This window comes from Novosphingobium sp. BAM6, from assembly GCF_057784955.1.
Window position 1 is genome coordinate 465,279 of sequence record NZ_JBYNTR010000002.1, and the last position, 14,268, is coordinate 479,546.

General features: G+C 66.1%; 13 protein-coding genes. 8 read left to right on the plus strand and 5 right to left on the minus strand.

The window, feature by feature from the left end:
* Positions 1 to 81 precede the first annotated feature (81 nt).
* Both AC3EC3_RS10870 and AC3EC3_RS10875 read left to right on the plus strand, forming a co-directional pair.
* Entirely contained in the window at positions 82 to 780 is a 699-nt protein-coding gene (locus AC3EC3_RS10870) for a pirin family protein (protein ID WP_488489624.1), read from the plus strand.
* Between the two features lie 110 nt (positions 781 to 890).
* A complete protein-coding gene (locus AC3EC3_RS10875; protein ID WP_488489625.1) occupies positions 891 to 1,469 on the plus strand; it encodes a nitroreductase family protein in 579 nt (192 codons plus the stop codon).
* A gap of 206 nt (positions 1,470 to 1,675) precedes the next feature.
* Here AC3EC3_RS10875 and AC3EC3_RS10880 read toward each other — a convergent pair whose 3' ends face one another.
* On the minus strand, positions 1,676 to 2,041 hold the full coding sequence (locus AC3EC3_RS10880) for a hypothetical protein (protein WP_488489626.1): 366 nt from the start codon (positions 2,039 to 2,041) through the stop codon (positions 1,676 to 1,678).
* Positions 2,042 to 2,510: 469 nt separating this feature from the next.
* Here AC3EC3_RS10880 and AC3EC3_RS10885 point away from each other — a divergent pair, with 469 nt between their 5' ends.
* A complete protein-coding gene (locus tag AC3EC3_RS10885) occupies positions 2,511 to 3,254 on the plus strand; it encodes a hypothetical protein (RefSeq protein WP_488489627.1) in 744 nt (247 codons plus the stop codon).
* 157 nt (positions 3,255 to 3,411) lie between these two features.
* Here AC3EC3_RS10885 and AC3EC3_RS10890 read toward each other — a convergent pair whose 3' ends face one another.
* A complete protein-coding gene (locus AC3EC3_RS10890) occupies positions 3,412 to 4,872 on the minus strand; it encodes a succinylglutamate-semialdehyde dehydrogenase (RefSeq protein ID WP_488489628.1) in 1,461 nt (486 codons plus the stop codon).
* A 117-nt stretch (positions 4,873 to 4,989) separates the two neighbouring features.
* Positions 4,990 to 6,393 carry a protein adenylyltransferase SelO family protein gene (locus tag AC3EC3_RS10895; protein ID WP_488489629.1) on the minus strand — a complete coding sequence of 468 codons (1,404 nt, stop codon included), beginning with the start codon at positions 6,391 to 6,393 and terminating at the stop codon, positions 4,990 to 4,992.
* A 71-nt stretch (positions 6,394 to 6,464) separates the two neighbouring features.
* On the opposite strand from AC3EC3_RS10895, the gene AC3EC3_RS10900 reads away from it, so the two are divergent.
* The 5 genes from AC3EC3_RS10900 (at position 6,465) to AC3EC3_RS10920 (ending at position 12,365) form a co-directional block, all read left to right on the plus strand.
* Positions 6,465 to 7,403, plus strand: coding sequence for an alpha/beta fold hydrolase (locus AC3EC3_RS10900; protein WP_488489630.1), 939 nt, complete (start codon positions 6,465 to 6,467; stop codon positions 7,401 to 7,403).
* Between the two features lie 53 nt (positions 7,404 to 7,456).
* Entirely contained in the window at positions 7,457 to 8,584 is a 1,128-nt protein-coding gene (locus tag AC3EC3_RS10905) for a glycosyltransferase (RefSeq protein WP_488489631.1), read from the plus strand.
* 158 nt (positions 8,585 to 8,742) lie between these two features.
* Positions 8,743 to 9,549: a tetratricopeptide repeat protein gene (locus AC3EC3_RS10910; protein WP_488489632.1), complete on the plus strand. Its 807-nt coding sequence runs from the start codon at positions 8,743 to 8,745 to the stop codon at positions 9,547 to 9,549.
* 20 nt (positions 9,550 to 9,569) lie between these two features.
* Entirely contained in the window at positions 9,570 to 10,916 is a 1,347-nt protein-coding gene (locus tag AC3EC3_RS10915) for an outer membrane protein assembly factor BamB family protein (RefSeq protein ID WP_488489633.1), read from the plus strand.
* 87 nt (positions 10,917 to 11,003) lie between these two features.
* Positions 11,004 to 12,365, plus strand: coding sequence for a methyltransferase family protein (locus AC3EC3_RS10920; protein WP_488489634.1), 1,362 nt, complete (start codon positions 11,004 to 11,006; stop codon positions 12,363 to 12,365).
* Positions 12,366 to 12,520: 155 nt separating this feature from the next.
* Here AC3EC3_RS10920 and AC3EC3_RS10925 read toward each other — a convergent pair whose 3' ends face one another.
* Both AC3EC3_RS10925 and AC3EC3_RS10930 read right to left on the minus strand, forming a co-directional pair.
* Positions 12,521 to 12,823 (minus strand): putative quinol monooxygenase, encoded by a 303-nt coding sequence (locus AC3EC3_RS10925; RefSeq protein ID WP_488489635.1) that lies wholly within the window; start codon positions 12,821 to 12,823, stop codon positions 12,521 to 12,523.
* Positions 12,823 to 14,196 carry a glutamate--cysteine ligase gene (locus AC3EC3_RS10930; RefSeq protein WP_488489636.1) on the minus strand — a complete coding sequence of 458 codons (1,374 nt, stop codon included), beginning with the start codon at positions 14,194 to 14,196 and terminating at the stop codon, positions 12,823 to 12,825. Before AC3EC3_RS10930 ends, AC3EC3_RS10925 begins: the two co-directional genes overlap by 1 nt.
* Between the last annotated feature and the right edge of the window lie 72 nt (positions 14,197 to 14,268).

A 14,268-nucleotide genomic window follows, 5' to 3' on the forward strand; every position in this document is an offset into this window, starting at 1 on the left:
AGACGCGAAGAGCTGCACTGCCGTCATTGGGACGGGATAGCGCCAGTCGCTTTTGGAACAGCCTTCGCCGGAGTTGCCACGATGATCGAACTGCGACCTTTCGAAACGCTGGGCGGCGCCAACCACGGTTGGCTCGATGCCCACCACCACTTCTCGTTTGCCGGGTATCACGATCCGGCGCGCACCAACTGGGGCCGCCTGCGCGTGTGGAACGACGATCTGATCGCGCCCAAGTCCGGCTTCCCGCCGCATCCGCATCAGGACATGGAGATCATCACCTATGTCCGCACCGGGGCGATCACGCACCGCGATTCGATGGGCAATCTTGGCCGCACCGGCGCGGGCGACGTTCAGGTGATGAGCGCGGGTACCGGTGTCCAGCACGCGGAATACAATCTGGAGGACGAGGATACCACGCTGTTCCAGATCTGGATCCTGCCCGACCAGCGCGGCGGCGAGCCGGGTTGGGGCATGCGCCCGTTCCCCAAGGACGCGCGCGAAGGGCAATTCGTCACGCTGGCCAGCGGGATCTCCGGTGATGGGGACGCGCTGCCGATCCGGGCCAATGCACGCCTGCTCGGCGCGACCGTGAAGGCGGGAGAAAGCGTCACTTACGAGACGACGGCAGACCGCCATCTCTATCTGGTGCCCGCGACCGGCCGTATCCGCATTGCGGAGGTTGAGGCCAAGGCGCGAGACGGCGTGGCCGTGACCGGGCTTGACGCGATCACGGTGACTGCGCTCGAAGACGCCGAACTGGTTCTGGTGGATGCCGCCTGATCCGATCTGAATCCCCCCCGTGTGGGCAACTCTGTGCCGGCCTCTCGCCGAAACCGGAGTTGCCCATAACGCAATTGCTTCTCTAGGCTTATCTCGCGAAAGGATTTCTCATGACTGGACGTACCGCCCACCCCAAGATCGAAAAGCTGATCGTCGATCGCTGGTCGCCGCGCGCTTTCGATGGCTCGGAAATTCCGCAGGAAGATCTGGACGTCATTCTTGAGGCGGCAGGCTGGGCACCCTCGGCGTTCAACGCGCAGCCCTGGACCTTCCTCTATGCGAAGAACGGCGATGCCAACTGGGATCTGTTCCTCTCGCAGCTGATCGACTTCAATCAGGGCTGGGCGAAGAACGCCTCGGCGCTGGTGTTCGTGGTGACGGACAAGCACACCCATTCGGACAAGGGCGATCAGCCCAACTACAGCCATAGCTTCGATGCAGGGGCTGCCTGGGGCTATGCCGCCCTTCAGGCTCAGGCGCTGGGCTATCACACCCACGGCATGACCGGCCTGAAGTTCGGCGAGGCGGAAGCGGCGCTGGGCGTGCCGGAAGATCACCGCCTCGAAGCCGCCTTCGCGATCGGCAAGCAGGGCGACAAGGCGATCCTGCCCGAATTCCTGCAGGACAAGGAAGCCGCCAGCGCCCGCAAGCCGCTGGCCGAGATCGCCAAGGCCGGCAAGTTCGCCTGACAAGGCGCGCTGAATAAGGCCTTTGCACCATCCTGACGGGAAAGCGCGGTTCAATCCAGCCTCTCCCGTCCCAACAGCCCCCCGGGGCGCCCGACCCCCACCCCTCATGGGCGCCTCGATGGCCCGATCCGTCTTTCTGACGGGTCGGGCTTTTGGCTTTTGGGCCTTTTGAATTTGCGGGGCGAGCGGCCTTTTCGTGGATTCGGTCAGAACGGCAGCTTTACGCCGACCATCACCCGGTTGCTCAGCTGGCCATTGGCCATTCCGGCGCTCTCCATGTGAAGATCGAGCGTGGCATTGCCCAGCTTCGTTTCGGCTTTCGGCAGAATCGGATCGATGCTGGGGCCGGTCGCGCCATGCAGGCGGTCGGCCTGCGGGTTGCGCGCGCAGACCACGATCTCTCCCGTGTGTCCTGCCGGACAGCGTGGCCCACCGATGCCAAGGTCGATCTTGCCGGTCGCGAGGGAGGTCGCGGGCGGAGTCTGCGGCGACGGCGATGCGCCGACATCGAACGCGTCGATGTGGCGAACCTGCGCTGGCGGAGAGAGGGGCGGGGCATCGGCAATCGGCATGGCTGCACCTCGTTGGGGGAAACGGAAGCGGGCGGGCGTCGATCGAAGGAACAGAGAATGTTGTCGTTGCCGGTCAGAAGGCCATGGAATTGCGGCAGTTTCGGGGCGGCATGAGCAGGAGGGGAAGATGCTGATGGGCGCGCGGGTGTCAGAGGCGCAAGTGAAATTCGTGTCAGCACGCGCTATTCGCATCGCATAGGGAGCCTTCATGCCTGCCTTACGGCTGAACGCGGGAGCGACCTTTGGTTCAGGAACGCCTCGCTAAACCTGAATGCAGCGGCGGGAGCGATCCCGGCGTCAGGGTCCGGGCGGACGGCGCCGTCCGGACCCGCCTTCCCGACCTGCCTGTCGAGCGGCGCACCGGGGCTTCCCGTAATGGGACAGGCCGGATTCGCCCGGCCGGGGAGCTTGCCAGCGGCTCGGCTGTTCATCACTAGGTGATGATACAGGACGCCAAGGATCGCCGCGCATGACCCAGACTTTCTTCCGTCGCTCCTCTTCCGCCAAGCTCGCCCTGATGGCGATGGCCGGCACGGTGCTGCTCGCCGGGTGCCAGAAGCAGGGCGGCGATGTCGCTCCGGCGGACCGCAGCAGCGACGATCCGGCGCTGTCGGGCGCTCTGGCAGACAAGATCGCGGTCGATCCGGCCAAGACCGGGGATCAGGGCGCGGCGCTTGCCGCCAATGGCGATGACGGCTCGGTGCCGCCGGTGCAGCGCTCGCCCGATGCGATCGCGGCGGCGCTGGGCGAGGCGCGCGCGCAAGTCGGCGGCACGTTGCAGGCTGCGCCAGCACCGCAGGCGGGCGGCGCTGCGGCGCTGGCCGGACAGGCGGCCACGGCAGCGCAGGTCGCCGGGAATGCCAGGCTGGGAAAAGTCGATTGCTCGAAGGCGGTGAAGTATTCCGCCACCTGGGCTGCCAAGCTGCCGCCCGAACTGCCGGTGTTCCCGCGCGGCGCGGTGCAGGAAGCGGCGGGCACGGACGATGACGGCTGCGCCCTGCGCGTGGTCAATTTCGTGACGCCCGTCAGCGTCAGCGATGTGCTCGGCTACTACAACACGCGTGCGGCGCGGGCGGGCTATGGCGTGCAGGCGCGCACCGATGGCACCGATCATGTGCTCGGCGGCAGCAAGGGCGGCCGGGCCTACGTGGTCTATGTGCGCAAGCAGGACAACGGCCTGACCGGCGTCGATCTCGTCACCAGCGGGAAATAAGGCTTGGTGTCCGTTTGAAAATTCGCGGTACGCGAATTTTGCGGCACCGGCCCTCTCCCCCACCCTGCCACTCGCAGGATACTACCAATGGGTGGCAGGGTGGGGGAGAGGGCCGGTGCCGCCTCGAAATGCCCGGAAGGGCATTTTCAAACAATCCCTAAGCCAGTCCCACGCCGATCATCGCGCGGGGCTGGTCCATCTCGCCCGAGGCGACCGGATAGGCCACGCTGTCGGCCAGATAGGCGCCGCCGGGGTGATGGTTGCCCGAAAGTCCGGCGCCGCCCAGCGGGGTCGAATCGTTGGGGCCGGTGGTCGGCCGGTTCCAGTTGACGATCCCCGCGCGCATGTTCGCCCAGAAGCGGTTGTAATCCTGCGGACTGCCGCCGATCAGCGAGGCGGTGAGGCCGAAGCGCGTGGCGTTCGCCTCGGCGATGGCGGCGTCGAGATCGGCCACGCGCACCACTTGCAGGATCGGCCCGAACAGCTCGACATCGGGGCGCTGCTCCATCGCCGTCACGTCGATGATCGCGGGCGAGAGGAAGGGCAGGCTGTCGCTGAGGCGCACGAGATGTTTGATTGCCCGCCCGCCGTGGCTGAGCAGATAGAGGAAGCTCTCGGTCAGCCCGTCGGCGGCGTGGTTGTCGGCGACAGGGCCCATGAATGGCACCGTCTCGTCGAAAGGCGCGCCGACGACCAGCCGGTCTGCCAGCGCCTTCACTTCGGCGATCAGCGGATCATACATGCGATCGGTCACGATCAGACGGCGCGCGGCGGTGCAGCGCTGGCCGCTGGACAGGAACGCGGACTGGACCACCAGCGCGGCGGCATCGGTGATCTTGGGCGTGTCGGTGACGACGATCGGGTTGTTGCCGCCCATCTCCAGCACCGCCAACCGGTCCGGCCGCGCGGCAAGGCGACGGTTGATGCCGATGCCGACCCGTGCCGAGCCGGTGAACAGCACGCCGTCGATCCCGTCATGCCCGACCAGCGCCTGCCCCTGCTCGGGGGCGCCCTGCACCACTTGCGCGACGGCGGCGGGAATCCCTGCGCGATGCAGGCAGCGGACCAGCGCCTCGGCGGTGCCGGGGGCTTTCTCGCTGGGCTTGAGCACCACGGCATTGCCCGCGATCAGCGCGGGCACGATGTGCGAGGCGGGGACATGCGCGGGGTTGTTGAACGGGGTGATGACCGCCAGCACGCCATGCGGCTTGTGGCGAACGGCGGTGCGGCCTGCCAGCGCCGAATCGAAGCGGCGCTGCCCGCTGCGCTCGGCATAGGCGCGGATCGCGTGCTCGACCCCGGCGATCACCCGGTCGACCTCCTCGCGCGCGTCCCATGCGGGCTTGCCGGTCTCACGCGCGACCAGCGTGGCCAGCGCATCGGCATCCTTGCGCGCTTCGTTGGCGAAACGGCGCAGCAGTTCGATGCGGTTGGCCAGCGGCAGCGCCGCCCAGTTCGGCCAGGCGCGCTGTGCCCGTGCGACCGCGCCATCGACATCGCCGATCCGCCCGCGCCAGACTTCGGCGCCGGTCGCCGGTTCGACCGAGACGAACAGGCCCGCAGCGCCAGAGGGCGGCGGCGCATCGTCGGCGGTCGGAGCAGCGGGAGGGCGAGTCATCTCGTTCATCGTTCCTTGCCTATGCCACGCACATCCTACCGGTCTGCTAACGCGAAGGCGATGGACGTGAATTGACGCGGATCACTTGGTAACGTTTCGTATCAGGTCGGCCCGTTTTCAGAAGATCCCGGCGGGGGCAGGCGGTTCCCCCAGCGCTTCGCCGAGCGCTCGAATCCGGGTGACGGCCTCTTCCAGCTGCGACCAGTTGTCATCCTCGGCAATGGCGGCCCAGATGCGCTCCACCTTGTCGATCTGCAACGCAGGGGGCGCGGTTTCGCTGCGAAAGAATGCGTCCAGTTCGGCGGCAGGGGCGCGGGTGCGCAGCGCCGCCCCGAAATCATCATCGCCCGGATCGCGGCCCGCGCGGTGGGCGAAGAAGAACGCATCGGGCGTCTCGCCAGTGGCCAGCATCCGCTTTTCGGCGGCCTGCACCAGCGCGGTGTCGGCCTCCACCCCCAGCGAGGTTACGCCCAGCCGCCAGCAGAACCGGCGCGCCATCGCCGCCTGATAGAGCGGCCCGAAGCGGTCGAGCGCGGCCACCAGCGGCGCGGTATCGGCCAGCATCCGCAACGCTACCGCCAGCTGCCCGCAGTTCCACAACAGCGCTTCCGGCTGGCGACCGAAGGCATAGAGCCCGGCATGGTCGAAATAGGCGGCGGTAAAGCTCGGGTCCCATTTGGGCAGCCAGCGCCAGGGGCCATAGTCGAAGCTCTCACCCGAGATGTTCATGTTGTCGGTGTTGAGCACGCCGTGGACGAACCCTGCGACCATCCACGAGGCGGCAAGGTCGGCCAGTCGCTCTACCACCTGATGCAGCAGGATCACGGCGGGTTCGTCGCGGCCCGGCGCGTCTTCGGGCGGGGGCGGGCCGGGGAACTGTTCGAGGCAATAGGCGATCAGCGCTTCCATGTGATCGCGCTCGTCCAGCATCAGCAGGCGCTGGAAACTGCCGATGCGGATATGCCCGTGGCTGAGCCGCACCATCACGGCGGAGCGCGTGGGCGAAGGCTCGTCGCCGCGCCACAGGTTCTCGCCGGTCTCGATCACCGAGAAGGTCTTGCTGGTGTTCACGCCCAGCGCTTCGAGCATTTCCGTCGCGAGGATTTCGCGCACCGCGCCTTTCAGCGTGAGGCGACCGTCGCCCTGTCGGCTCCACGGCGTTTGCCCCGAACCCTTGGTGCCAAGGTCGAGCAGGCGGCCTTTTGCGTCGCGCATCTGGGCGAACAGGAAGCCGCGACCGTCGCCAAGGTCGGGGTTGTAGATGCGGAACTGGTGCCCGTGATAGCGCAGTGCCAGCGGCTGTGGCAGATTGCCCGCCAGCGGCTCGAACCGCCCGAAATGGCGCAGCCATGCCGTCTCGTCGAGATCGCCCAGCCCTATGCCTTGCGCCCAGCGCTGGTTGCGGAAGCGCAGGGTGGTTTCGGGAAAGTCTGCGGGCGGGACCGGATCGGCCAGCCAGGGGCTGAGAGTTTCGATCGCGGGATCGGGGCGATAGGCACTTGCTTGCGGTTGTAAACGCATGTGGCATTAGTGGGCGTCAAAGGTGCCGCGCGCAAGCGGTGGCGCGAAAAGGGTGAGGGCGGCGGCCCGCAATGGCTGCTCCCCTCGCGCACGAGATGGAGGCCCCTTCGGGCATGACGACGCAATTCGAAAGCCGGTTCTGGGCCAGTCGCGACGGGCTGAAGCTGCACTATCGCGACTATGCCCCCGATATTGCAGCCTATCCTGAAGGTGCCACGGCGCTGCCGGTGGTGTGCCTGCATGGCCTGACCCGCAATGCCCGCGATTTCGAGCGGCTCGCGCCGGTACTGGCCGAGGGGCGCCGGGTGCTCTGTCCCGAGATGCGCGGGCGCGGCGAAAGCGAATATGCGCGCGATTCGGCCAGTTACGTGCCGCTCCAGTATATCGACGATCTGCGCCTGCTGCTGGAAGAGCAGGGTATCACCCGCTTCATCGCCATCGGCACATCGATGGGCGGGCTGATGACGATGGTCATGGCGATGATCGCGCGGGGCGACGAGACCGCGCCGAAGATCGCCGGTGCCGTGCTCAACGATATCGGCCCGGCGATGGAGCTTTCCGGGCTGGAGCGTATCCGCGAATACGTGGGGCAGGGGCGCAGCTTTCCCACCTGGGTCCATGCCGCGCGCGGGCTGGAGGAAGTGCAGAGCGATGCGCATCCGGGGCAACCGCTCGATTTCTGGATCGGCCTTGCCAAGCAGCGCATGACCGTCTCGACCGGCGGGCGCATCGTGTTCGATTACGACATGAAGATCGCCGAGCCTTTCGCCAGCTTCGATGCCGATACCCAGCCCGATCTGTGGCCCGCGTTCGAGGCGTTGTCCGATGCGCCGCTGCTGCTGCTCCACGGCGAGAAGTCCGATCTGCTTTCGGCAGCGACGCTTGCCAAGATGCAGGCGCGCATTCCTGCGGCGCAGGCGATGACGGTGCCCAGGGTTGGCCACGCGCCGACGCTGGACGAGCCCGAGGTGGTCGCCGCGATCACCCGGCTGGTCGAGCAGGTCGGCTGAGCGCGGTGGTAAAGGTGGTGGCCACGAACGGCGCACCCTTGCGCATCCTCCACATGCATTCCAGTTTCGCGGCGGGCGGCAAGGAGCTGCGCGCGGCGCGGCTGATGAATGCCTTTGCCGCCGATGCGCTGGGGCGGCCTGTCCATCACGCGGTGGTCTCGGCAGAGGAAGGTGCGTTCGGGGCGAAAGTGGCGCTCGATCCGGGGCTGGATGTGGTCTTTCCGGAAGACTTCCCCTCCTTGCAGGGCCAGCCGCTGCCGCCGCGTCTTTGGCGCTTTGCGCGGGCGATGCAGGCCTACGATCTCGTGCTCACCTACAACTGGGGCGCGATGGACGGGGTGATGGCGCGCGCGCTTTACGGCGGCGTCCTGAAGATGCCGCCGCTGGTCCATCACGAGGACGGCTTCAACGAGGACGAGGCGGCAGGCCTCAAGCCCAAGCGCAACCTGTTCCGCCGTTTCGCACTGCGCGGGGCGGCGTCGCTGGTGGTGCCCTCGCAGCGGCTGGCGGGGATCGCGCGCGAGGTCTGGCATTGCCCGGAAAGCAAGCTGCGCCTGATCGGCAACGGCATTGCGCTCTCGGCCTATGGCACGCCGCCTGCGCCCGATGCGGTGCCGGGACTGGTCAAGGCGCCCGGTGCGAAGTGGGTGGGCACGCTGGCGGGCCTGCGCGCGGTGAAGAACCTGCCCCGGTTGGTGCGGGCTTTCGCCGCGCTTCCTCCCGAATGGCAGCTGGTGATCGTGGGCGAAGGGCCGGAGCGCACAGCGATCGAGGCCGAGGCGCGATCGCTGGGGCTGGCGGAGCGCGTTCACCTGCCCGGTTTCGTGGCGCGTCCTGCCGATGTCGTCGGCCTGTTCGATATCTTCGCGCTGTCGTCCGATTCGGAGCAGTTTCCGATCTCGGTGGTCGAGGCGATGGCGGCGGGCGTGCCGGTGGCCTCGCCCGCAGTCGGCGACGTGGCCGCGATGGTTTCGGCGCCGAACGCGCCCTTCATCACCGCCCCCGGAGACGGGCAGGCGCTCGGGGCCTCGCTGGCGGTTCTTGCAGGCGATAGTGCCCTGCGAGAGCAGGTCGGCATGGCCAACCGGCGCGAGGCGCTGGCCCGCTTCGACGAGCGGATCATGATCGAGGCCTACAGGGCGACGTATGCCGCCGCGCTGGGGCGCGATAGCTTCCCTTGAGGTGGGCTTAGCCCCTCTCTAGCCCCTTTCTATCCTCCTCTGTCCCGTTCAGACCCGCTTCAGTCGGGGACAGGCAGCGATCAAGCCCGTTGAAAACCCCTGTCCATCCGCTAAACAGCCCGGCAACCTTACCAGAATCCCCAGAAAGCGCGCGCACCTTGGCTCTCATTCCCACTACCCCGTCCAACGACAAGGCGGCTGCCGCAAAGGCGCAAGGCCAGATCTTCCAGCGCGAGGTCGACGACGCGATGCGTCAGGACCGGATGGAAGATTTCTTCAAGCGTTATGGCGTGGCCGTGGCGGTGCTGGTGGTCGCGATTCTGGCGGCAATCGGCGGTTGCTTCTTCTGGAAGCACGAGCAGACCAAGGCTCGCAATGCCAATGCAGAAGTGTTCGTGCAGGCGCTCGACAGCCTGCAGGCGGGCAATTTCGACGATGTGAAGAAGAAGCTCGGACCGGTCGTCGATAAGGCTGACGGCGCTTCCGGCGCGTCGGCAAAGCTGCTGCTCGCCGATGTGGCGCTCAAGCAGAATCGCCTCGCCGATGCGGTAAAGATCTACGATGCGGTTGCTGCCGACACCGGCGTGCCGCAGCCGCTGCGCGATCTGGCGACGGTGCGTTCGGTCGCCGCGAATTACGATACGCTCAAGCCCCAGGCGGTCGTCGATCGTCTCAAGACTCTGGCACAGCCCGGAAATCCATGGTTCGGTGCAGCCGGTGAAATGATCGGCGCGGCCTATGTCGCGCAAGGCAAGAAGGATCTGGCGGGGCCAATCTTCGCCGAGATCGCCAAGGACGAGACCCAGCCCGATTCGCTGCGCAACCGTGCGCGCCAACTGGCCTCGGTGCTCGGCGTCGATGCCGTGGACCCCGTTGTCGATGCCGATGGCAAGCCGCTTCCCGATACTGCCACCGTTTCGGCCGTGAAGGCCCCTGTTGCTGCTCCCAGCGCTGCTGCCCAGTAACGGCTCGAGAGGACACGCGAATGACCGCCTTTTTCAAGACGCGCCGCCTTGCTGCGGCCAGCCTTCTCGCTGTTACGCTGGCCGGCGGCCTTGCCGGTTGCGCGGGACATCACAAGAAGGTTCGCACGACCCCGACCGTGGGCAATCGCGTGCCGATTCTCTCGCGCATTGAAAGCGGCGCGCAGGTCGATGCGACCCTTGCTGGTGTGTCGGTGATCCTGCCGCCGCCTACAACCAATGCCGACTGGCCGCAGGCGGGCAACACGTCGAACAAGAGCTATGGCCAGCTTACGCTCGCACCGCAGCCACAGAAGCTGTGGACGGCCGATATCGCCGGTTCGACTACGCGCCAGCGCCTTGCCGCTGCGCCGGTGATCGGTGACAAGCATCTCTATGTCATGGACACCAACGGCGTGGTCCATGCCTACAACGCCGATACCGGCGTTCAGGAGTGGTCGCACAATTTCTCGGTCTCGGGCGACAACGAAAAGTCGGTGTTCGGCGGCGGTGTCAGCTTCGATCAGGGCAAGGTCTACGTGACCACCGGTCTGGGCGAAGTGGCAGCACTCGACGCGGCGACCGGCAAGCAGGCGTGGAGCGTCAAGCCGGCAGGACCGCTGCGCGGCTCGCCCACGATTGGCTTCGGCGCGGTCTACGTGATGACGCAGGACAACCAGATCTTCGCGGTCAACGCGGCAGACGGCAAGGTGCTGTGGAACGAATCGGCCTCGCTCACCCAGGCAGGTGTTTTCGGTGTTGGCGCTCCGGCTGCCGGCCAAGGTACGATCGTGGCCGGCTACGCCTCGGGCGAGTTGGTGGCCTATCGTTACGAAAACGGCCGTCAGCTGTGGTCCGACGCGCTTGCCCGCACGTCGATCTCGACGTCGGTGGGCAGCCTGACTGACGTCGATGCCGATCCGATCGTCGACAATGGCCGTGTTTATGCGCTGGGTCAGGGTGGTCGCATGGCCGCTTATGAGCTGGTCACCGGACAGCGTATCTGGGAACTCAACCTTGCGGGCATCTCGACCCCGGCTGTTGCGGGGGACTGGATCTTCACGCTGGACGACCACGCCGAACTGCTGGCGATCCAGCGCAACACCGGCAAGGTGCGCTGGCTGACCCAGCTTCAGCGTTATCATAACGAAAAGAAGCACAAGGGTGCGATCTTCTGGAAGGGGCCGGTTCTGGCGGGCAACAAGCTGTGGGTCGCCAATTCCGAGGGTGAACTGGGCTGGGTCGATCCGCTGAGCGGCACGTGGAACGAATATCGCAAGTTCGACGCGCCGATCTCGCTCGCACCGGTTGTGGCCAACGGCACGCTCTATGTACTGGACGATTCAGGCACGATCACGGCGCTGCGCTGAGGCGCCAAACCGCACGAGGGGGCTCGCACACGCCATGATCACAAGCGTCCAACGGGGTCTTAACCGTTTGACGCTAGGCCCTTGATCATGACCGAGCCCTCTTTCGCTTCTCCTGCCCCCACGAGTCGCCCTGTAAGCGACGTATCGCCCGGCGTCGGCCTGTCCGGCGTCGCGGCGCTGATCGTCTGGGTGCTGGTCTGCCGCAACTGGGCGACAATCGGCGAGGCGCTGCATCTTCCCGGCCCGCGTGCCGTCCTGAGCGGGCCTTACGCGGCGCTCGCTTCCGTGTTCTTCACGACGACCACGATGGCGCTGTGGTCGGTTCTGGTGGACAAGGTCCACCGCCGCCCTTCCACGGGGTTGGACTGGACGAACCCGCGCCCGCTCTCGCAGGTGATGGAAACCGCCGTGACCAAGCTCGCCGGGCTGTGGGCGACCTGGGCGGTGATCGGGTTCTACTACTGCATCGGCCGCTGGTACTGGGACGGGCAGTACGTCTTCGCAATGGACGTGCTGGGCGCCGTGGCGGTCCCGCTGTTCGTGCTGTCGATCCCTTACGTGCTCTGGCTCGAACGCTACATGATCGAGCCGCGCGATCATGCCTGGCACTTCGGCGCTATGCTGATCGGGCGCGAGGCGTGGGAAGCCGACGAGGTGAAGAAGCACGCGCGCGCTTGGGCGATCAAGGCGTTCTTCGGCGCCTTCATGATCTCGATCCTCCCCGGCGGTTTCGCAGGCGTTGTCGAGGCGGATTTCGGCCAGATCACCCGCGATCCGGTGATGATCGGCACGGCGCTGATCAACCTGCTGTTCACGGTCGATGTCCAGATCGGCACGGTTGGCTACTTGTGTACCTTCCGCCCGCTTGATGCGCATATCCGCTCGGGCAATCCGCTGCTGGCGGGCTGGGTGGCGGCGTTGATGTGCTATCCGCCCTTCGTGATGGCAACGATGGGCAATGCGCAGGTGCTGGCCTACGAGGTCAATACCGGCGGCTGGGCCTGGGCCTTGCAGGGCCACACGGCACTGCTGTGGCTGTGGGCGGGCGTTATGGTAGCGCTGACGGCGATCTACGCCTGGGCGACCTTCGCGTTCGGTATCCGCTTTTCGAACCTTACCTATCGCGGGGTGCTGACGAACGGGCCGTACCGGTTCACCCGGCACCCGGCCTATCTTTCGAAGAACCTGTTCTGGTGGCTTTCGGCGCTGCCCTTCGCAGTCAACAATCATTCGCTGACCGACATGGTGCGTAACACCGTGCTGCTGGGCGTGGTGAGCGGGATCTACTACTGGCGCGCCCGTACCGAAGAGGCGCATCTGCTGGCGGAAGATCCCAAGTATCGCGCCTATCATGCGTGGATGAGCGAGAACGCGTTGATCACCCGCACGCTGGGCCGCATCGCCGGACTGATCCGCCCGCGTAATGGCGAGGCGCAGGCGGCGGAGTAGGAAGAGCTTTTTAGGGCTGATCGACATTCAGATGATGACGCGCCGAAAATGGTGATTGTCCGAGACCCGGAGCGCAGCGTACTTCTTGTACGTGAGCACCGGAAGCCCGGGAAATCCCCATTTGTAGGCCGTCAGGGCTGAATGTCGATCGGCCCTTAGAGCGCTTCGCTGCTTTCCACGCTATGTGCGGTGATATCGCGGTCGCTGAAACCGAGCGCGGCGCGGGTCTCGGCCCAGACCTTCATATGCGGCTGGGCGAAGTGCGCGGTCAGCGCCTCGCGGCTTTCCCAGATTTCCGAGACGCGAAACAGGCCCGGCTCCAGCACGTCCTCGGCATAGGCATAGTGCAGGCACCCGGTCTCGGCCCGCGTCGCGGCAACGACGGCGGCCATCGCCGCGACCGCCTGATCGCGAACAGCAACGGGCATGCGGAACTGGCCGGTGATTACGATCATCATCAGAAGCTCTTCACCTTGTAGACCTGAGAAATGTCGCCGCCCCACTCACCGTTGTAGAGGTCGAGCAGGCGCTCGGCAGGCACCTTGCCCGAGCGCACGATCTCGGCCAGCGGTTCGAGATAGCCGGTCTCGTTGTCACCGCTCGAATTGAGACGGGCGCGGGCGGCAAGACCCGACCGGGCAATGTCGATCACTTCACCGGCGATGTCGCGCAGCGTTCCGCCACCGGGCAGAGGTGCGCCGAGGCCAAGCTTGGGCACGGAGGCACGCAGCGTCTCGCGGCCTTCCATGTCCCAGCCCTTGACGAGATCCCATGCCGCATCGAGCGCGCTCTGGTCGTAGAGCAGTCCTACCCACAGCGCCGGAAGCGCGCAGATGCGGCTCCATGGTCCGCCATCGGCCCCGCGCATTTCGAGGAAGGACTTCAGACGCACTTCGGGGAAGGCGGTGGAAAGGTGGTCCTGCCAGTCGGACAGGCGCGGCTTTTCGCCGGGGAGCACCGAAAGCTCGCCCTTCAGGAAGTCGCGGAAGGAGAGGCCTGCCGCGTCGATGTACTTGCCGTCGCGGAACACGAAATACATCGGCACGTCGAGCATGTAGTCGACATAGCGCTCGTAGCCGAAGCCGTCCTCGAACACGAACGGCAGCATGCCGGTGCGCGCGGGATCGGTGTCCGACCAGATATGGCTGCGGTACGAGAGGTAGCCGTTGGGCTTGCCCTCGGTGAACGGCGAGTTGGCGAACAGCGCGGTTGCCAGCGGTTGCAGCGCCAGCGAGGTGCGAAACTTCTGCGCCATGTCGGCCTCGCTCGAATAGTCGAGGTTGACCTGGATGGTGCAGGTGCGCAGCATCATGTCGAGGCCCATGGTCCCCACGCGCGGCATGTGCCGCAGCATGATCGCATAGCGGCCCTTGGGCATGATCGGCAGCGCCTCGCGCGTCTTGTCCGGCCACATGCCAAGGCCGAGATAGCCCTTGCCGATCTCGTCGCCGATGGTCTTCACCTGCGCAAGATGACGTCCGGTTTCCGCGCAGGTCTCGTGCAGGTTCTCCAGCGGCGCGCCAGAGAGTTCGAGTTGCCCTGCCGGTTCCAGACTGACGTTGCCGTCTGCGCCTTTGAGCGCGATGACATGATCGCCCTCGATGATCGGGCTCCATCCGAAGGGCTGGAGCTGGTCCAGCAGATCGCGGATGCCGCCGGGCTCGTCATAGGACGGAGCGTGGAAATCCGCCTTGTCGTAGACGAACTTCTCATGCTCGGTCCCGATCCGCCACGCCTCGCGCGGCTTCTCGCCCGCCGCCATGGGGGCGGCCAGCTGGTCCATGCTTTCGATCAGCGGATCGTCGCGATCCGATACCTCACGGGTGCTCATGGCGCGGAGGTAGAATGCCCCGCGCCGCTTCGCCACTGTTTTTTATACCGATCAGTTTATTGTTCGCCTGAC